The following is a 19785-nucleotide window of genomic DNA, read 5'->3' as shown; positions in this document are numbered from 1 at the left end:
TGTACCTTTTTGATTCTTCATTTAATTTCGGGATTTTCGAATCGTTTTGCTGTTAGAGTTTAATAATTTTTAGAACTATAGACGACTTTTCAAACTAGTGCCTATTCCTATCTATTATAGGATATTCCGAGCTCCATAATCAACAAAAAATATCGAAATTTGTAAAAACTTATGTAATTTTTGAATATTCTTTCAAAAATCATTACTTTTGTCATAAAAAAAGTACACGAACATGAGTCCGCGTACTTTTATCCTCTTTAATCAATGATTAGTTTCCTGATAAATTAAGATGACTTGCATCAAATCCTAAGTCTTCTAACATTGCTGTCACTTCATCTAATTCAGTTGGAACTACAATTGTTCCATTTTTAATTAATTCGAATGCTTCATCAGCTGCTTGTTGTGTCGCTTCAGATAAGTTTGGATTTTCAGCTGGTAATCCTACTCCATCATTTTTAGCATCCATTGTGATTACTTGCCCACCAGTAAATGTTCCATTTACTAATTCATCAATTTTATCATATGCTGCATTATCAATACGTTTAATCGCTGATGTTAAAATAACTGAACTTCCATCAGAAATGATTCCATCTTCATATTGGTCAACGTCTACACCAATGACGTAAACATCATCTCCAGCTTCAGCACGTACTTTACCTTCTGCAATAACACCGTTTCCAACTCCACCTGCTGCTACGAAGATGATATCGATTCCTTTATCATACATTCCACCAGCTTGAGCTTGTCCACCTGAAACATCACTGAATGTTCCATTGTATAAGTAGTCTGCCACTTCTACATTTGTTCCTAAATTTGCATTAGCATACGCAACCCCAGTTACAAATCCGTATCCGAATTTTTGTACGGCTGGAATAATCATTCCACCAATGAATCCAACTTTACCAGTTTTTGTTTCAAGAGCTGCCGCAATTCCTGCTAAGAATCCAGCTTCTTGCTCAGCAAAATAAATCCCCACTGAGTTTTCTGCTACTCCACCTTCAGGTTCTCCATCAAGAATCACAAATTTTGTTTCTGGATTTTCAGCTTGTAATTTTCCAATCGCTTCTTCAAATTTGAATCCTGGAGCAATAATTAACTCATTTCCTTTAGCTAATAAGTTATCCGCAGCCTCTAAGTAATCTTGAGTTGCTTCTCCACCTGGCTTAATATATTGCGCTTCAATCGTTCCATTCTCTTCTTGGTAACGTTGAATTCCTTCCCAAGTTCCTTGGTTAAATGACTTATCATCAATTGTTCCTGAATCTGTCATCATTCCGACTTTAATTTTGGCTTCTCCGTTTGTTGTTGTTCCTTTGTCACCCTCACCTGTTCCACAAGCTACTAATCCTAAACTTGCAGCTAAGGCAATCGTTAACATTGAAAATTTCTTTTTCATATTTATATGGCCTCCTCATAATCAATACAGCAATAGTGTAACAAATTTCATAAATTATGTAAATCTTTATTCGTCATTTTTTTACTTTTTTTCATATTTTTTTCCTCATTTATTACTTTTTTCTGTATTAAATTACATTTTATACCTTATAGTAACTAAACTATAATTTTAACGATGACCTAATTCCCTTTGATTTGCAACTCAATTTATCTTCAACTTTTGTCGATTAAAAAACTCAAATTCAAGCATTCCTACACTTTTATATTTTTCATTCGTGTTTCACCCAAATATAGTCAGAAAAAGCTTAATTTATTTGAACTTGATTTACATGATAAGCTCTATACTAGAACTACTTTTTGAATAGCATTTTTTAAGTGTCTACATTGATTTTTTGAGCTCTATTAAACAAAACTGTTGTTATCAACTCTTTTTCTACTTGAAAGAGATAGACTCTTTAAAAACGATATTCAATAACCATTGATATCAAACGATTCATCATCAATAAGATGATCTAATATAGCTATTTTTTTCGACAACATTTTTATCCGCAACAAATAGCACCTAAGAAGTCATTTAAGACTTTTAAACGTTTGTTTATTTCTTTTGATGAAAGCCCCTCTGTTGTTCAAATAGTTTGTGATCCACCCCTTAGCATCGTAAGTCATATTGAGGCAATAACACCTTCCAATGAATATTTAATCATTTAATGTAATCCCCCATTTTCATTTACACTCCATTATGACAATCAACTCATTTTTTTAGGAAATATAAGTGCCCAAGAAATGTTTTTATTCCTCCTGCTTATTCAATCACTTTTTCCCCTAAAATATTTGAGTCATAATGCTTTAATTATTTGACAAGTTATAGCTTAAAAGATGATTCTATTAAATAAAAACTGTGATCCCTTCATAAAATTTCTGCTTTAGAATCGGTGAAATCGTTAGGACACGATAAATCAGAATTAGATTTTTATTCTTAGTTATCTAGCACTTTCAACGAATTAAAAACCATAAAAATACCATTAAAACCTATTTTTGTAATAAATTCGACAAAAACTGAGTTTTTTGAAAAAATTAAAAAAAAATAATTTACAAGCTAAAATTATTTTGTTAGAATAAAAATTCATCACAAATGAGGAGGCCATACAACGATGAAAAATAAATTTTCAATGTTAACTATTGCTATCGCTGCAAGTTTAGGCTTAGTAGCGTGTGGAGGAACAACTGAATCAGCAGGAGACAACATTAAAATTGGGATGATGACGGATTCAGGAACAATTGATGATAAATCATTCAACCAAGCAACTTGGGAAGGAATCAAACGTTACGAATCAGAAAACGGGACAATCGTAGCTCAATACATTAAACCAATTGGAGAAACAACAGCTGATTATATGCAAGCAGCTGATGACTTAATTACAGCTGGAAATCAAATGATCATTGCCCCAGGATTCAAATTTGACGAAGCCATTACAAAATTACAAGAACAATACCCAGACATTAAATTTGTAATGATTGATGGACAACCAGAAGAGGTGGCTGAAAATACAATTGCTATTTATTTCGCTGAGCACGAAGCCGGATTCTTAGCAGGAATTACAGCAGCCTTAGAAACAAAAACTGGTAAAGTTGGATTCATTGGTGGAATGAAAAGTGAATCTATTGAAAAATTCGGATATGGCTATGTTGCTGGTGTAGCCTATGCTAATAAACACTTTGGAACAAATGCTGAAGTCGTAGACTATTTATATAATGGAACATTTACAGATGTTGCTGGTGGACAAGCACAAGCAGGTAGTATGTACGATAAAGGAATCGATATCATCTTCACAGCTGCTGGACGTGTAGGTAGTGGTGTTATTACAGAAGCAAAAACACGTGCTGAAGCTGGAGACAAAGTTTACGTCATCGGTGTCGATGTGGATCAATACGAAGATGGAATCTACAACCAAGAAACTAACGAATCAGTCATCTTAACATCTGCACTTAAACGAGTGGATAATGCCTCTTACACTAAAATTGATGAATTCATCAACGGAACATTCACAGGTGGAGAAGTGATCACAATGACTGCTGAAGTTGATGGAGTTGGTTTACCAGAAACAAACCCGAATTTAACAACTGAGACACAAGAAACAGTCAATGAATTATTAGCAAACATTAAAGCTGGAAACTTAGTTATTCCTTCAACCGAGGCTGATGTACAATCTTTCTTAAGTGAGATGGGATACCAAGGAGCAAAAATTAACTTTTAATTATTAATTAAAAAGAGTCGTCTTTAACACTAAGACGACTCTTTTTTGTATTGAAATCTAATCCCGATCATAGTTCTCTTGTCAAAAGATTTCATACAAAATTCCTTTTATCTGTATGAATAAAAATTATCACTAGATTTTGTACAAGCCCTGGATTAAAAAGCTGAATTCTATTAAATCTAATGATTTTAGAACAAAGCTTTTCTTAAAGATTAGATTATTTCCGATTAATTTTAAAGAAATTCTCCCTCTTATCACAACTCATTCAATAACTATGCCTCACTAAAATCTTTTAATCCCCTCTCTTCACTAGAATAGTTATTGAATTTTTATGACTAATGAATGCTTGATCTATTTAATATCAAGCCAACCAATTGTCCTTTTAAATTAGAAATACTTGTTAATTCTTACTCACAAAATATAAATCATAGGATGTTTGATAATAATGGGCCCTACTCATCAGAGGACATGTCTCCAATCACTTTTGAAATTCAACTTTTCTAACATTCACGTTCCATCTTTTTTCGCGAAAAAATCAAATTTAAATAACTAACCTCATGGCTATTCTCATAAACATACAAACCTATCTTAATGATAGTTATTAACAAACTCCAATTAAACAAAAAAAACTAACTATCCTAAGATAGTTAGTTTTGATTATTATTTATAGTTGATTGTATTCGCTTGATATCCTACCTCAGATAAGAATGTATCTAATTCTTCGCCTGTTACTGGGACAACTAATGCACCTGATTGAATTTCAGCTAAAGTTTCATCAACTTTCGCTTGTGTATCTGTTGTTAAGTTAGGATTAGTTTCTGGTAAACCAACTCCATTAGTTTTTGCATCCATTGTAATAATTTGCCCACCTGGGAAGTTCCCTTCACCGTAAGCTTTTAATGTATCATAAACCGCAACATCAATACGTTTAATAGCAGATGTTAAAACAACAGAACTTCCATCATTCATTAATCCTTCATCGTATTGATCCACATCAACACCGATGACATAAACTTTATCTCCCGCTTCAGTACGCGCCTTCGCTTCGTTGATAACTCCGTTTCCAACTGCAGCTGCTGCTGAGAAGATAATGTCGATTCCTTTATCATACATTCCACCAGCCATCATTTGACCACCTTGAACATCGTAGAATGTTCCTTGATATTGATAATCAACTACTTCTACATTTGTTGCATAATTTTCGTTTGCATAAGCGACACCTGCTAAGTAACCCCATCCAAAACGTTCAACAGCTGGAATTTTCATACCACCAATAAATCCAACTTTTCCTGTTTGTGATTGTAATGCTGCAGCCACACCTGCTAAGAATCCAGCTTCATGTTCTGCGAAATAAATAGCTGTTGTATTCTCAGCCATTGTCGCTGGTTCTCCATCTAAAATCACAAATGAAACTTCTGGATTCGCTGTTTGAAGTTCAGTGATGGCTTCTTCAAACTTAAATCCTGGAGCAATAATTACATTATTTCCAGCCATCATTAAGTTATCTGCAGCACTTAAATAATCAGCTGTCGTTTCACCATTTGGCTGAACGTGTTGCCCTTTAACTCCTTTATGATCTTTTGTATAAGCTAAAATTCCTTCCCAAGTTCCTTGGTTAAATGATTTATCATCAATTGTTCCTGAGTCGATCATCATTCCTACTTTGAAGTTTACATTATCAGTTCCAGTTGTCGAACCTGATTCCCCCTTGTCACTACTACATGCTACTAAAGCGATCATAGCAACCATCGTTACGATTAACATTGATGTGAATTTTCTCATAGTTGTCCTCCTAGTTCTAAAATTTCCTTGAATAAGTCTATCAGAAAGAGGTGGTTTTGTAAACATATATATTAAATTTACATTTTTTTACAAAAACACTACATTCATTGACTAATTTTATTATTTGAACTTTTTAAAACGATATGAGTTTTTTTTCACTTTCTATTATTAAATAAGCATAAAAACTATTTTCATTAAAAAATTCACCTAACAAAAGCAATTCTATCAACTAGTCTTAACCATCTCCATAGGTGAAATTATCTCCTGCTATCTACTATCACTCAAATCGTTCATTTCTCTTCATAACTTCTTACTGCTTTTAGTAGAGGATAACGTGTGACTCTTCTTTTATTTTTAGAATACTCGATTTCTAACGATTCTAATCACTAACTAAATCTGTGCCGATTAATCCAGAACAAGTTGATTTTTCAATAGGAAGGTGCTTGTATCGATATCTTTATAAATTCGCTACCATCTCATGATACTGACTTTCGGTCATTAATACCTCTCGCGGTTTGCTCCCTTCACTTGGTCCAATTAATCCACTTGATTCTAAATCATCCACAATACGTGCTGCACGATTATACCCGATTCTAAATCGACGCTGCAATAAAGAAGCGGAAACTTTCTTCGTTTCAATAATATAAGCCAGTACTTCTCTCATCAACGGGTCCTCCATCATTTGTCCTTCATTTTGTACCTGCTCAATATTTTCTAAGAAGTCTTGCTTCACCTCTTCAGGTTCAACTTGTGATTTAATAAATTCAACGATTCGAACGACTTCATCATCTGAGATAAATGCTCCTTGAACACGAGTTGGATTTGATGCTCCCATCGGTAAAAATAGCATATCCCCTTTACCGAGTAATTTCTCAGCTCCTGGCATATCAATAATCGTACGTGAATCAACAGCCGATGAAACCCCAAATGCAATACGTGATGGAATATTTGCTTTAATAACTCCTGTAATAACATCTACTGAAGGGCGTTGCGTTGCAATAATTAAATGAATCCCTGCGGCACGCGCCATCTGTGTTAAACGCATAATACATTCTTCCACTTCTTTTGAAGCCACCATCATTAAATCAGCTAATTCATCAATAATAACCACAATAAATGGAAGCAACGGTTTAGTACTCTCTTGCGTTTCATTATATTGTTTCACATACTCATTATAACCTTCGATATTACGTGTTCCACTTTCGCTAAATAACTCATAACGGTACTCCATCTCAGAAACAACTTTCTTCAAAGCTAATGAAGCTAGACGTGGATCCGTTACAACCGGTGCGAGTAGATGGGGGATCCCATTATAACCATTTAACTCTACTTTTTTCGGATCAATCATTAACATCTTTACCTCATTTGGTGTCGAACGCATTAAAATACTACAAATAATCGTATTAATACACACCGACTTTCCTGAACCTGTTGCCCCAGCAACGAGTAAGTGCGGCATTTTATTTAATGGAGAATAGACCGTTTTCCCTGAAATATCTCGCCCTAATACCATTAATAATTTTTCTTTTTGTTGTTTTTGAGGGACTTCTTTTACAATCTCTTTAAAAGTAACCAGCGTTTGCTTTGGATTTGGCACCTCAATTCCAATCGCTGATTTCCCTGGAATCGGAGCTTCAATTCGAATTCCTTTTGCAGCTAAAGCTAAGGCGATATCATCCGTTAAGTTTAAGATTTTACTGACCTTAACTCCGACATTCGGTAAGATTTCAAACCTTGTGACGGCAGGGCCAATATGAACCTCCTGTACCTTTGCCTTGACATCAAAGTTTTTGAACGTATCCTCTAATTTTCTAGCTTGGGCCTTTGCACTAACAAGCAATCGTTGTGAATTATTCGTTTGTTGATAATCAACCAATAAGTCAAGCGGTGGCAAAATATAGTTTTCATCATTTAAAACAGGTGAATCCATCTCAATGACAGGCTCACTCACTTCATGAGGAGGCTGCTTATCAAACTCTTTAATTTTAAATTCATTTCCTTCATCTATGAGTTCTTCTACTTCTTCAATTTCAATTGCTTCCTCATCTACTGTTTCATTAAGTAAGGTCACGACTGTCGCATGATCAGGTTCCTCTTCCTGAACTTCCTGGCGTTGACGAATTTTTTTAGCTTTAACACTTTTCTTTTTCGAGGCCTGCTCTTGACGCTGCTTCATCTGATAATCTTTGATTCCCTCGTATAAGTCTTTAAAAGTTAAATTACAGATGAGTAAAGTTCCATAACAAAGGACTAATAAAGCTACCGCATACAAACCAATGGACGTAATTAATGGAACTAATACTCCATAAATCACAGCTCCAATCAACCCACCTCCGACTGTAAATGACGAATTTAAAAGATCGTTCGAAAAATAGTAATTCCACATCCCTCCAAGTAATGCAATATCATGGGCATTAAACTCTCGGTATACCGGAAGATGACTAAAAACAATTAGTGAAATAAACACTAAATACCAACCAATCTGCTTTGCACTAAAGAAAGTTGGAATTTGACGTTTAACGATCATACGGCCGCCATTTACAACCATCGCAATGGCAATGAGCCAAAAGAACTCTCCAAAGACAAATAATCCGACTTGCTTAAAAAACGTTCCAATTAACCCCAGCTGACCAAGCATCAAAATAGCTAGTAACACTAAGACAATTCCAATCAACTCTAAATATAAATCATTTAAAATAGTTTGTTTTTTATGTTTAACTTTCTTTTTGCTTGCCATATTCATACCTCTATCATTTCAATGTTAATGTAACTATTATCTCATAAAATTCATTTTTTTCCATTATTATTCTGACTTCTTCTCACAAAAAAACTACCTCTCGATCTGAGAGATAGTTTTCTAAATATTATAAATTAAACTCTTCAACAATAGGAATGATAATAGGTTTGCGTTTCGTTTTATTAAATAATAATTTTCCAACTTTATCACGTAACTCTTGACGTAATCCTTGCCAGTTAACATACTGTTCTGTCACGAATTGACCAATAATGTTACGAACTAATTCATCTAATAATTTATATAATTCTTCATTTCCTTTTTCGTAAACAAATCCTTTACTTACGATTTGTGGTCCCGCTACAATTTCTTTTGTATTTTTATTTAAGTTAGCAATCACAACGATAATTCCGTCATTTGCCATGAGTTGACGATCACGTAAGACAACACTTCCAATGTCACCAACACCTAATCCGTCCACTAATACTTGATCAATTTGAATATGTTCTGTATGGTTCACTAGTTCCCCTTGTTGGAACTCAACGACATCACCATTATCTAATAAAATAATGTTCTCTGAATGATATCCCATTTGCTCTGCTACTTTCGCATGAGCCACTAAATTGCGATATTCCCCAATAACCGGCATAACGTACTGTGGTTTTAATAAATTCATCATTAACTTCAAATCTTCACTACTTGCATGTGACGATGGTAATAGATTTTTATTAATCACACAAACTTGTGCTCCTGTGCGATATAACATATCAATCGTACGTGCCGCTTTAATCTCATTCCCTGGAATTGGCGGTGTCGCTATAATGACTGTATCTGTTTTTTCGATATGAATTAAACGGTCTTGATGTTTAGCCATACGAATTAATGAATTAAATGGCTCATAACGATTACCTGTCGCTAATACGACTAAATTTGATAAGTTATTATCATTTTTCTCATCAATATATAATAAGTTCATTAACATTGATTTTGGAATACGTAAGTATCCTAATTTTACTGCAATATCGACAATACGTTGCATTTTACGTCCAATAATGGCAATCTTACGTTTATATTGAACAGCTAAGTCAATGACTAACTGAATTCGATGTAAATCTGAAGAGTATAATGAACAAATAATACGCCCACTCGCACGAGAGAAAACTTCATCTAACTCATACTGAAGTGAGGTTCCCGTACTTGTATGTCCAGCTTTTTCAGCATTGATACTTTCTGACAATAAGCAAAGAACACCTTCTTTTGAAATTTCTGAAATACGTGCATAATTTGTTTGATAGCGACCCTTTGCACTTTGATCAAACGTAAAATCAGAAGTATAGACAATCACTCCGTCAGTTGTATGAATACAAATCGCTACTGAATCTGGAATACTATGAGTGGTTTTAAAGAAGGTTACTTTAATCTCTCCAAAGAATAATTCATTATTTTCACGGATTTTATAAAGTTTATATTGTTTAAAATCTAGTCCATTCTCCGTTAATGAATCTTCTACTAAAGACATCGTTAAGCGTGTTCCATAGACTGGAACATTAATAATACTCAATAATTGAGGAATAGCGCCAATATGATCTTCATGACCATGTGATAAAAAGACCCCTTGAATGCGAGAAGCGTTCTCTTTTAAATAAGTGAAATCTGGGATGACGGCATCAACCCCTAATAAATCTTCCGTTGGATATTTTAACCCTGCATCTAAAATAAAGATTTTATCATTAACTTCTACTACATATAAGTTTTTCCCATTTTCATCGAGTCCACCTAAAGCAAATACTTTAATTTTTTGTTCTACTACTGATGCCACATTCTTATCGTTGTCAATGATATGAAACAAAATTTCGTTTCACTGGTTACGTCAGTTGACAACGATTCACCTCCTTTAATTTAATTTTTTAACTTAAAAGTTTCTCACTGTAACCTAATTAGTCACAATCTGACTCACTATGTCATTTTCATATCAATGATATAAAAGGTAAGATACCCCTTACTTTTTATCATGAGTTTATAGGTTTCCTTTTTTTGAACGGTTCTTCTCTTCATTAAACTTTGATTTCTCATTCCAAATTGATCGTTTTATTTATTAAATGATACGGATACAAATTTGATTTTAAAAATAAATGAGCATGAGTTAGTGTCAATAAACATAAAATTTATGTTGTCCTATTTATCATTCGACGTCACGCATTATTACATACGTCCTTAATGTTCACTTTCTAAAAAACAATGACGACTAATCTATCAAAACGTTCCTCGTTTTGCAAAACTAAAGCTTAAACTAATCAGGAAAAGATACCATTCAATATGTGTTAATTATCAACTTAAGGATTGTTCTCTTTAACTAACTAAAAAAGATAGAGAACCTAACCTTCATTCGTATAAAAAGGAAAATGTTTATCTTCTACAATCATTATAGTACATCACGTCAGTAACTGACAAGTGTTACCGTCTTTTTTTTAGACAAACTATCGAAAATAAAGTCTATATAAAAACAGAGATGTATTTTAAAATTTAGATTCAATTTTAGTTTGTCAATCGATTGGATACTGGCTTCCCTGGCATTTGCCAAGAAAATATATCCTCTGATGATAGGGCTTTAAATCTTTTCATCATATAAAAAAAACATCTGCCATTCAACAGAACAGATGTTTTTTACATGTTTATTCATCTAATAGTCCTCTAAGTTCATTAAAAAGTTCTAGAGTTTCAAATTGATCCATCTCAACTAGCGGAAGTCGAAGTCCTCCAACCTCCATTCCAAGTTGATTTAATATCGCCTTAATTGGAATTGGGTTGGTTGTACAGAACAATCCTTTATAAAGAGGCTTTAACTTCTCATTCAAAGCTTCAGCTTCTTCAACTTTACCTTTTTGATAAAGCTGATAAATTTGATTCATTTGTAAGCCAGCAACATGTGAAGCAACTGAGATTACGCCATCGCCTCCTAGTTTGATTGTTTCCAAATAATTAGAATCATCCCCACTATAGAGACAGAAGTGATCAGGGGCTTGTTCTTTTAACGCTTTTAATAAGTTTAAATCTCCACTAGAATCTTTAATCCCAACAATATTTTTGATTTCTGCTAATTCTAAAATACTTTCTAACGTTAAGCTAACGCCCGTCCGTGAAGGGATGTTATATAAAAGAATCGGCAAATCAGTTGAATTAGCAATTTCTTTAAAATGTGTCATCAATCCAACCTGATTCGGCTTATTATAATAAGGAGTCACCACCAACACCGCATCTGCACCAATTTCTTCAGCTAATTTCACATTATGAATCGTTGTTTTTGTATTATTCGTTCCTACACCTGTAATAATCGGAACAGTTCCACCCGCAAAATCAACTGCTGTTTCCCAAATTCTTAAGCGCTCAATCGCTGTTAAAGTAGGCGCCTCTCCCGTTGTTCCCGTAATCACTAAACTCGTTGATCCGTGTTTTAATAAATGAATAATCAACTTTCGTAAACTACTAATGTTTAGTTGATTATATTCATCAAATGGGGTTACCATCGCCGTAATAACCGGACCAAAACTTTTCATAACTCTCACATCCTTTACTTAAATTAAATTATAATGTAAAAAGTTTAATGTATCCTCAAGCTTCAAAGCATCGACGTAGAAGGTTAGTTCAACCGGTGTTCTTTGTTGATTCATCCAGCTCACACGAACATAATTTTCATTTTTAATGAATTCTAATTCGTTTTCTTTCAAGTAATGTTCAACTGCTTCTTCATCATGAACTTGTGCATACCAATACGCCCCTTGTTTAATTAATAACTCACAATTAATGGGGCAATTTAGCCCTAAAATTTCATAACGAGTATATCCTGATTTATACGTCAAGCTTAAGGTATTCACCTCCTCATCAACGACATAAGTTCCAATATGATCAGCCGTTGTGGAACGCAAACGTAAATTGACATGATTTTTTTTAGCTAACTCGACGGCTTTTAAATGAATAACTTTTGCTCCTCTTGCAGCAAGCGCAATCAAATTATCATAACTAATTTTCTCTAAGACACGTGCATTTTTCACTAATTTCGGATCAGCGGTCATGACCCCTTCAACATCGGAGTAAATATCAACATAACTCGCCTTTAAGGCACCCCCTAAGGCAACAGCTGACGTGTCACTCCCTCCTCGTCCGAGTGTGGTAATATGCCCTTCTAATGTTGTGCCTAAAAATCCCGGGGCAACTAACACATCATATTCATTAAATAAAGAAACTATTTTACTCGTTTCAATGGTAATAATATTAGCATTACTATAATTATTATCAGTTTTAATCCCTACTTCATCTGGAGCTAAAGAAGTGACGTTTAACCCTTGTTGTTGTAAAAAGTCAGACATCACAATACTCGAAATAATTTCTCCACATGAAAGTAGACGATCATTTTCACGCTTAGACACATGATAAGTCACAAGTTCCTTTAACGTATCAGTGGCGTATGGCTCCCCGCTTCTACCCATTGCTGATACAACAACTACAACTTTGTACCCTGCACTTACCTCACGCCGAATATGCTTAAATGCTTGAAATCTTGTTGCTTGATCCCGTACTGAGGTTCCACCAAATTTCATAACTACAATATCCATTTTAATCACCTAACAATCCATGACGATGCATATAATAAGCAATTTGCACACTATTTAAGGCGGCTCCTTTTAAGATATTATCAGCAACGACCCAAAAATGAACAACATTTTCCTCAAATAAATCTTTTCGAACACGTCCAACAAACACCTCATCTTGATGAGCTAAATACGAAGGCATTGGATATTCTTGATGTAAAATATTATCACGTAAGATGACATCAGGACTTTGCTTAAATACCTCAATAATTTCTTCTCGATCGTTAACTGGTTTTTTCAACTTAACTGTCACTGAGACACTATGACCATACCGAACAGGAACTCGAACACAAGTCGCATTCACTTTTAGCTCATAATCATCTAATATTTTTTGTGTTTCATTGATCATTTTGATTTCTTCTTTCGTATAACCTGATGACAAGAAGACATCAATTTGTGGAATGACATTATGGGCAATTTGATAATAAATTTTATCTGAACGCGTAGGTAAAATCTGTGGCTCATAAGACTCGTCACTTAATTCTTGCTCATACTCATATAAGGCTTTAGCTCCCGCTCCTGAAATCGCTTGATATGTTGAAACATTAACCGATTCAATCCCATAGGCTTCAATTAATGGTTTAAGTGCCACCACTAATTGAATAGTTGAACAATTTGGGTTCGCAATTAATGGCGTATTTTTGGATAAGACATGAGCATTTACTTCAGGAACGACTAATGGAATCGTTGGATCCATACGGAAAGCACTCGTATTATCAATGACAACTGCACCTTTTGACACGGCAATTGGAGCATACTTTAATGATACACTCCCACCCGCACTAAAAAACGCTAAATCAATGCCTTCGAATGAATCTTCTGATAACTCCTCAATTACAATTGGTTCCTTTTTAAACAAGAGAGTTTTTCCTGCCGATCGTTTGGAGGCGAGTAAACGTAAGGAAGAGACTGGAATAGGATAACGCTCTAGTGTTTCAATCATACTTCTGCCAACCTCACCACTTGCCCCAACGATTGCGACCGCATATCCATGTTGATTCATCACAATCTCCCCTTTTTTTCATTTAAGGCGATGTAATCTCTCACAAAGCGAAACAAATAATAAGCAGCTGTTTTTGGAGCGACAATACTAGGTAATGAACCGGCTAATTCTGATTGAATCCCTAATTGTTTCGCATAGTCAAAATCAACACCACCTGGTTTACTACTCACATCCATGATGTAACAATCTTTTCTCACATGGTTCAAGGCTTTTTCATCAAGTACCATCGCAGGTACAGTATTTACAATCACATCATAATGATGTAAATCTTCAACCATCAAGTCAATATGAATCGGATGCAATCCCATTTCAAATAATCGGGCTTCATCTTTTTTCTTTCTGAAGGTTACACTCACATATGCACCTAACGCTTTTAAATCTCTTGCAATCGTTAATGAAGTTCGACCTGATCCAATCACTAAAATCTCTGCTTGATGAATTGTAATATCTGTATTTTTAATGATGTTATAAATCACTCCTTCCGCTGTAGGAATAGAGTTATAAATTGCGACTTCATCATAATCAAAAATAACTTCACATTTTCTTGGAACAGACTTTAACAATGCCATTAATTTAGGATATCGAATCGGCGTAAAAATCACACAATCTTCTGGTAAACTTAATAAAACTTCTTCTGTTAAACGTAAATGAGTATTTGCAATTTGTCCACTTTCACTAATTCCACCAAAAGGCAAAATAAAATAATGCGTTTCCTTTAAAATATGAAAATCAAAGCTCACTGAATCACGATAATACTGAACAAGATCTAACCCACTATCACGGATGTACTCAGACAAATAATTCATCCGCTTATCATTGTTTATGATCAATATCATAATAACCACCTACCTCCTATCTACTTACGTAGTATTTTATGAAAACGAGAAAGGTCTGGTGACATATATCGCTGTGATACTTCGGCAATAAAAAAAGCAACTCTTCATTTAAAAAGAGTTGCTTTTAATTTTAATTAACTACATTCTGGCCTAGTTCCTTGAACTATTTCATCAACAGTTTTAAATTGATATCCTTTTTCTTTTAATTGATTAATCATTGGTTCTAGTGCAATGACTGTTTCTGGTTTAGGATGCATTAAAATGAGAGCACCCGGCTCTAATTTTTTCATCACCCGACTAATCAGAACATCAGCACTTCCTCCCATCCAATCGATCGTATCTGCTGTCCACATAATTGAATACATTCCTTGATCATACGCAGCTTTTAACGTTCGATCATTAAACTCTCCAGCTGGAGGGGCAAAATAAATAATAGGTTCATTAATAATTGAACTTAAAACATCATTCGTCTTTTTAATTTCCTCAACGTATTGATCATAAGTAAATCCACCCCAACGTGAAGGATGCGAGTAAGAGTGGTTACCTATTAGATGACCATCATTATAAAGTTTTAACACTTGATTCTTATGATTTTCTGCATAACGACCTTCAAAGAAAAATGTTGCACGTACTCCCAAACGATCTAAAATCGTCATCATTTTATCCAACTCTTCTTCTCCCCAAGCCACATTAATGAGTAAAGAGACGTACTGACCTTCTTCATTTCCTTTATAGATAGGTCTTTCACGGAATTGTTCAGGATCTTGTTTATAATCAATTTTCTTACAAACAATGAGTGAAGGATCAAACTCTCCATTTAACAACATCTTATTATAAGACAACTCATAATCAACTTCAGCACCTACTAGACCAGGAACAAAATCCCAAACACTATCTATTCTCGGTTCAACAGCTTCAAATCGATGAGTTTCCATATACTCAACTAGCTTCAAATGAATTTCATCATTCATATTTGAAACTGAATAGGCTTTATGATAAAAATTAACACCGATTAACAGTGTGACATAAGCAACAATCCCTAAGACTGCTCCTATCTTTTGCTTCACAGCTTTCACCTCTAGTCATACGATTTAATCTTTAACAGTGTGCCACGATTACTATCAGTTTATTCATTTTTTACTCAAATTTATCATTTGACTTTAATGTTTTATGACATAAATCTAATAAATTGTAAAAAAATGCTATTTTAAGCTAGAGGAGTCATGACCAAAGATTGAATACCTTATCTATCATTTATTAAAAAACTAAATCATCCTCTCTTCAAATATTATTATTAAAATGCCCCTATGGATCAGTAGCAGTCCCTGTCTAACAGGAGAGCACAACCTTCATAATCCTCCTTATCCTATTAACATCAACTCTTTTGAATCTATCTATTTTATGATACAAAAATTTCTTAAAATAAATCCAAAATAAAAACTCGCCATTGGCGAGTTTTTATTATTCTGCTTGTTGCTCCGCTTGTTCTTTCATCGCTTCTTTGCGTGATAAATTCACACGTCCACGATCATCAATTTCCGTTACTTTAACGTGAATTTGATCTCCAACATTCACAACATCTTCTGTTTTAGCTACACGTTCTTCTGCTAATTGAGAAATATGCACTAATCCATCTTGTCCAGGGAAGATTTCAACAAAGGCACCGAATTTTTCAATACGAACAACTTTACCTAAATAAATCTTACCAACTTCGACCTCACGAACGATATCCTCAATCATCGCAACCGCTTGATTAATATTTTCTGTGTTATCATGTAAGATATAAACTGTTCCATCTTGTTCAATATCAATTTTAACCCCTGTTTTATCAATGATTTCATTGATTTGTTTTCCACCAGGTCCAATCACATCACGGATTTTATCCACTTTAATTGTCATCACTTTAATTTTTGGAGCGTAAGCTGATAAATCCTCACGAGTTTCAGCAATTGTTCCTAACATATGATTTAAGATTTGCATACGTCCAACTTTAGCTTGTTGAAGGGCCTCTTCTAAAATCTCACGGCTTAACCCTTCAATTTTGATATCCATTTGTAAAGCAGTAACCCCTTGCGCTGTTCCCGCTACTTTGAAGTCCATATCTCCTAAATGATCTTCCATCCCTTGGATATCAGTTAAAACCGTATAATTTTCACCTTTTTTAACAAGCCCCATGGCAATCCCTGCAACTGGTGCTTTAATTGGAACTCCAGCCGCCATTAATGCCATCGTAGATGCACAAATTGAAGCTTGAGACGTTGAACCATTTGATTCTAAAACCTCAGATACTAAACGCACTGTATATGGGAATTCTTTTTCAGATGGCATTACTTGTTTTAACGCACGCTCTCCTAAAGCCCCATGACCAACTTCACGACGACCTGGTGCTCCATAACGTCCCGTTTCTCCAACTGAGAATGGAGGGAAGTTATAGTGGTGCATGAAGCGTTTTGTTTCTTCAACTTCAAGTCCATCTAACATTTGGTGCTCATTTAAAGCTCCTAATGTACAAATTGATAAGGCTTGTGTTTGTCCACGTGTGAATAACGCTGATCCATGTGTACGAGGTAATAAATCGACACGAGATGATAATGGACGAATCTCATCAATTTTACGACCATCCGGACGTACTTTTTCATCTGTGATTAAACGGCGTACTTCTTCTTTAACGATTTTATTTAAAACTTCTTTAACTTGTTTTAATTCTTTTTCAGTGACCTCTTCTGCCTCAAACACTTCTAACACACGTTTATTTACCGCATCAATCGCTTCTTGACGTGCATGTTTTTCAACTACTTGAATAGCGGCTAACATATCTGCTTCTGCCATTTCACGTACACGCGCATTAATGTCTGCATCGATTTCATATAAGTTTAATTCCATTTTTTCCTTTCCAATTTCAGCAACAATTTGCTCTTGGAAGGCAATAATTTGTTTGATAGCATCATGACCGAACATGATAGCTTCTAACATCACTTCTTCTGGAACTTCTTTTGCTCCAGCTTCAACCATGTTGACTGCATCTTTTGTTCCAGCTACTGTTAAATCGATATCTGAATTTTCTAATTGCTCAACCGTTGGGTTTAGCACGAATTCTCCATTGACACGACCTACAATGACCCCAGCAATTGGTCCTTCAAACGGAATATCTGAAATAGATAAAGATAATGATGATCCAATCATCGCTGATACTTCTGGTGAGTTATTATGATCCACACTCATGACATAGTTGATGACTTGTACATCATTACGGAATCCATCAGGGAATAATGGACGAATAGGACGGTCAATTAAACGACCTGCTAAAATCGCATGTTCACTTGGACGCCCCTCACGTTTAATAAATCCACCAGGTACTTTACCTACGGCATAAAGACGTTCTTCATATCCAATTGTTAATGGGAAAAAATCTATATCTTTAGGTTCTTTTGAAGCAACACATGTTGATAAAACAACTGTATCACCATAACGTACTAAAACCGAAGCATTCGCTTGCTTTGCTAACTCACCAATCTCAAAAGTTAATGGACGGCCAGCTAACTCAAACGAATAAACGTGTTTATCTGACATATATATTACTCCTTCATTTTCTACATTTATATTTATTCTTTTCTATCATACCATAAGCAAATAATTTAAAGAAATAATTTTTTTCATATTCATACCTAATTTGGCAACTTCACTAAAATTTTGCTTAAAAATAACCTTTTTCTTTATTTTATCACCTGACATCCTTATTATAAGCACTCTCAACAAGAATTATCAGCCTTCATCTGAAAGAGCAATAAAAAAAAGAACCTTCAAATGAAGGTTCTTTTTAATTAGCGACGTAATCCTAAACGCTCGATTAATGAAGCATAACGGTTGATATCTTTGTTACGTAAGTAAGTTAATAAGTTACGACGTTTACCAACCATGCGTAATAATCCACGGCGTGAATGATGGTCATGTTTGTGTTGTTTTAAGTGATCGTTTAAACGATTGATTTCAGCAGTTAAAACTGCAACTTGTACTTCTGGAGAACCTGTATCTCCTTCGTGTACTGCATAAGCTTTGATGATTTCTTGTTTTTCTACTTTAGAAATAGCCATTACTATTACCTCCTATAATTCTGATAAATACGCCTCAATCCAAGCCAATCGCTGGAGGAGCTAAAAGCATAGAATAAGGACATGTTTAATTGTATCATACTTTTTAATTAATTCAAGTTTAATTTAAAATAACTTCTGACATATTGATGATCAGCCTCTAATTGCTTCATCAGTTCTGCAATGGAACCAAAACGCTTTTCCTCTCGTAAATACTCACAAAAATCAAGCGTCATCTCTTTGCCATAAATATCCTCACTAAAATCTAGAATATACGTTTCAATTGAAACTTGATCATTAAAGTTAAACGTTGGATTATGACCAATATTACACATTCCCACATAACGTTGTCCTTCAATTTCAACCTCAACTGCATAAACACCTTTTTTAGGAATCACATAGTCTTCACTTAACTGAAGATTAGCCGTTGGAAAACCAATTTGACGCCCTCGTTGTTGACCGCTCACAACCATTCCGTGGATACGATACGGTCGACCCAGCATTTGTGTCACTTTTTTAATATTTCCATCTGCTAAATAACGCTTAATTTCAGTGGCTCCTATTTTCTCTTGTTCTAATTCATATTTAGGGGTGATATTTAAGCTAAATCGATCTGAGTAACCTCCCAATAATTCCACCTCACCTTCCCCCATTCGTCCGAATCGGAAATCAAATCCTGTTGAGACATGTGCTACCCCATACTGAATGAGATAACGTTCAACGAAATCAATCGCTCTCATATTTGCTAACGTTTCATTAAATGGTAAAATAATCAATTCATCCACACCTAATTCAGTTAAGCGGCTTACTTTTTCTTGATAAGGTGTTAATAAACGTTCGCTGTCTAATTTCTTTAAAAAGATATTCGGACTGGGAGAAAAGGTCATCACGGCACTTCGCATTTGATGAGCCTTCGCATAATCTACTACTTCTTTAATCACCGCTTGATGCCCAAGATGTAGCCCATCAAAGTAACCTAAGGCGACAGCAATCGGTTGATCCAATTTTTTACTTAAATTTAAATGTATAACTTCCATCTCAATCAC

13 protein-coding genes are annotated in these 19785 nt (G+C 34.7%); 1 reads left to right on the top strand and 12 read right to left on the bottom strand.

The window, feature by feature from the left end; translation table 11 throughout:
- Positions 1-268: 268 nt before the first annotated feature.
- Positions 269-1396, bottom strand: coding sequence for a BMP family protein (locus NEH74_RS09550; RefSeq protein WP_055304701.1), 1128 nt, complete (start codon positions 1394-1396; stop codon positions 269-271).
- A 1150-nt stretch (positions 1397-2546) separates the two neighbouring features.
- On the opposite strand from NEH74_RS09550, the gene NEH74_RS09545 reads away from it, so the two are divergent.
- Complete coding sequence (locus tag NEH74_RS09545) at positions 2547-3650, top strand: BMP family protein (RefSeq protein ID WP_055304699.1); 1104 nt, start codon at positions 2547-2549, stop codon at positions 3648-3650.
- A gap of 660 nt (positions 3651-4310) precedes the next feature.
- On the opposite strand, the gene NEH74_RS09540 is transcribed toward NEH74_RS09545, so the two are convergent.
- The 11 genes from NEH74_RS09540 to NEH74_RS09490 all read right to left on the bottom strand — a co-directional run bounded on the left by NEH74_RS09540 (position 4311) and on the right by NEH74_RS09490 (position 19776).
- Positions 4311-5432 carry a BMP family protein gene (locus tag NEH74_RS09540; RefSeq protein ID WP_055304696.1) on the bottom strand — a complete coding sequence of 374 codons (1122 nt, stop codon included), beginning with the start codon at positions 5430-5432 and terminating at the stop codon, positions 4311-4313.
- 457 nt (positions 5433-5889) lie between these two features.
- A complete protein-coding gene (locus NEH74_RS09535; protein ID WP_055304694.1) occupies positions 5890-8169 on the bottom strand; it encodes an FtsK/SpoIIIE family DNA translocase in 2280 nt (759 codons plus the stop codon).
- A gap of 127 nt (positions 8170-8296) precedes the next feature.
- Positions 8297-9985: a ribonuclease J gene (locus NEH74_RS09530; protein ID WP_238581206.1), complete on the bottom strand. Its 1689-nt coding sequence runs from the start codon at positions 9983-9985 to the stop codon at positions 8297-8299.
- An 853-nt stretch (positions 9986-10838) separates the two neighbouring features.
- Entirely contained in the window at positions 10839-11720 is an 882-nt protein-coding gene (dapA, locus tag NEH74_RS09525) for a 4-hydroxy-tetrahydrodipicolinate synthase (RefSeq protein WP_055304692.1), read from the bottom strand.
- A gap of 18 nt (positions 11721-11738) precedes the next feature.
- Positions 11739-12776: an aspartate kinase gene (locus NEH74_RS09520; RefSeq protein WP_055304691.1), complete on the bottom strand. Its 1038-nt coding sequence runs from the start codon at positions 12774-12776 to the stop codon at positions 11739-11741.
- A 1-nt stretch (position 12777) separates the two neighbouring features.
- Positions 12778-13815 (bottom strand): aspartate-semialdehyde dehydrogenase, encoded by a 1038-nt coding sequence (locus NEH74_RS09515; RefSeq protein WP_055304689.1) that lies wholly within the window; start codon positions 13813-13815, stop codon positions 12778-12780.
- Positions 13815-14651, bottom strand: coding sequence for a hypothetical protein (locus NEH74_RS09510; RefSeq protein ID WP_055276544.1), 837 nt, complete (start codon positions 14649-14651; stop codon positions 13815-13817). Before NEH74_RS09510 ends, NEH74_RS09515 begins: the two co-directional genes overlap by 1 nt.
- A 134-nt stretch (positions 14652-14785) precedes the next feature.
- Positions 14786-15718, bottom strand: coding sequence for a polysaccharide deacetylase family protein (locus NEH74_RS09505; protein WP_055244906.1), 933 nt, complete (start codon positions 15716-15718; stop codon positions 14786-14788).
- Positions 15719-16112: 394 nt separating this feature from the next.
- A complete protein-coding gene (gene pnp / locus NEH74_RS09500; protein WP_055304687.1) occupies positions 16113-18221 on the bottom strand; it encodes a polyribonucleotide nucleotidyltransferase in 2109 nt (702 codons plus the stop codon).
- Positions 18222-18472: 251 nt separating this feature from the next.
- Complete coding sequence (gene rpsO, locus NEH74_RS09495; RefSeq protein ID WP_055244410.1) at positions 18473-18742, bottom strand: 30S ribosomal protein S15; 270 nt, start codon at positions 18740-18742, stop codon at positions 18473-18475.
- A 107-nt stretch (positions 18743-18849) separates the two neighbouring features.
- On the bottom strand, positions 18850-19776 hold the full coding sequence (locus NEH74_RS09490) for a bifunctional riboflavin kinase/FAD synthetase (protein WP_055244408.1): 927 nt from the start codon (positions 19774-19776) through the stop codon (positions 18850-18852).
- Positions 19777-19785: the final 9 nt, after the last annotated feature.

It is taken from the genome of Turicibacter sp. GALT-G1 (genome assembly GCF_025594995.1).
Lineage (GTDB): Bacteria > Bacillota_I > Bacilli_A > MOL361 > Turicibacteraceae > Turicibacter > Turicibacter bilis.
This window is presented reverse-complemented; position numbering and strand designations above follow the sequence as displayed.

What these genes read in the sequence shown, in the direction of transcription:
- NEH74_RS09550 (WP_055304701.1), bottom strand. Translation starts at nt 1,396, where the DNA reads ATGAAAAAGAAATTTTCAATGTTAACGATTGCCTTAGCTGCAAGTTTA.
- NEH74_RS09545 (WP_055304699.1), top strand. Translation starts at nt 2,547, where the DNA reads ATGAAAAATAAATTTTCAATGTTAACTATTGCTATCGCTGCAAGTTTA.
- NEH74_RS09540 (WP_055304696.1), bottom strand. Translation starts at nt 5,432, where the DNA reads ATGAGAAAATTCACATCAATGTTAATCGTAACGATGGTTGCTATGATC.
- NEH74_RS09535 (WP_055304694.1), bottom strand. Translation starts at nt 8,169, where the DNA reads ATGGCAAGCAAAAAGAAAGTTAAACATAAAAAACAAACTATTTTAAAT.
- dapA (WP_055304692.1), bottom strand. Translation starts at nt 11,720, where the DNA reads ATGAAAAGTTTTGGTCCGGTTATTACGGCGATGGTAACCCCATTTGAT.
- NEH74_RS09520 (WP_055304691.1), bottom strand. Translation starts at nt 12,776, where the DNA reads ATGGATATTGTAGTTATGAAATTTGGTGGAACCTCAGTACGGGATCAA.
- NEH74_RS09515 (WP_055304689.1), bottom strand. Translation starts at nt 13,815, where the DNA reads ATGAATCAACATGGATATGCGGTCGCAATCGTTGGGGCAAGTGGTGAG.
- NEH74_RS09510 (WP_055276544.1), bottom strand. Translation starts at nt 14,651, where the DNA reads ATGATATTGATCATAAACAATGATAAGCGGATGAATTATTTGTCTGAG.
- pnp (WP_055304687.1), bottom strand. Translation starts at nt 18,221, where the DNA reads ATGTCAGATAAACACGTTTATTCGTTTGAGTTAGCTGGCCGTCCATTA.
- rpsO (WP_055244410.1), bottom strand. Translation starts at nt 18,742, where the DNA reads ATGGCTATTTCTAAAGTAGAAAAACAAGAAATCATCAAAGCTTATGCA.
- NEH74_RS09490 (WP_055244408.1), bottom strand. Translation starts at nt 19,776, where the DNA reads ATGGAAGTTATACATTTAAATTTAAGTAAAAAATTGGATCAACCGATT.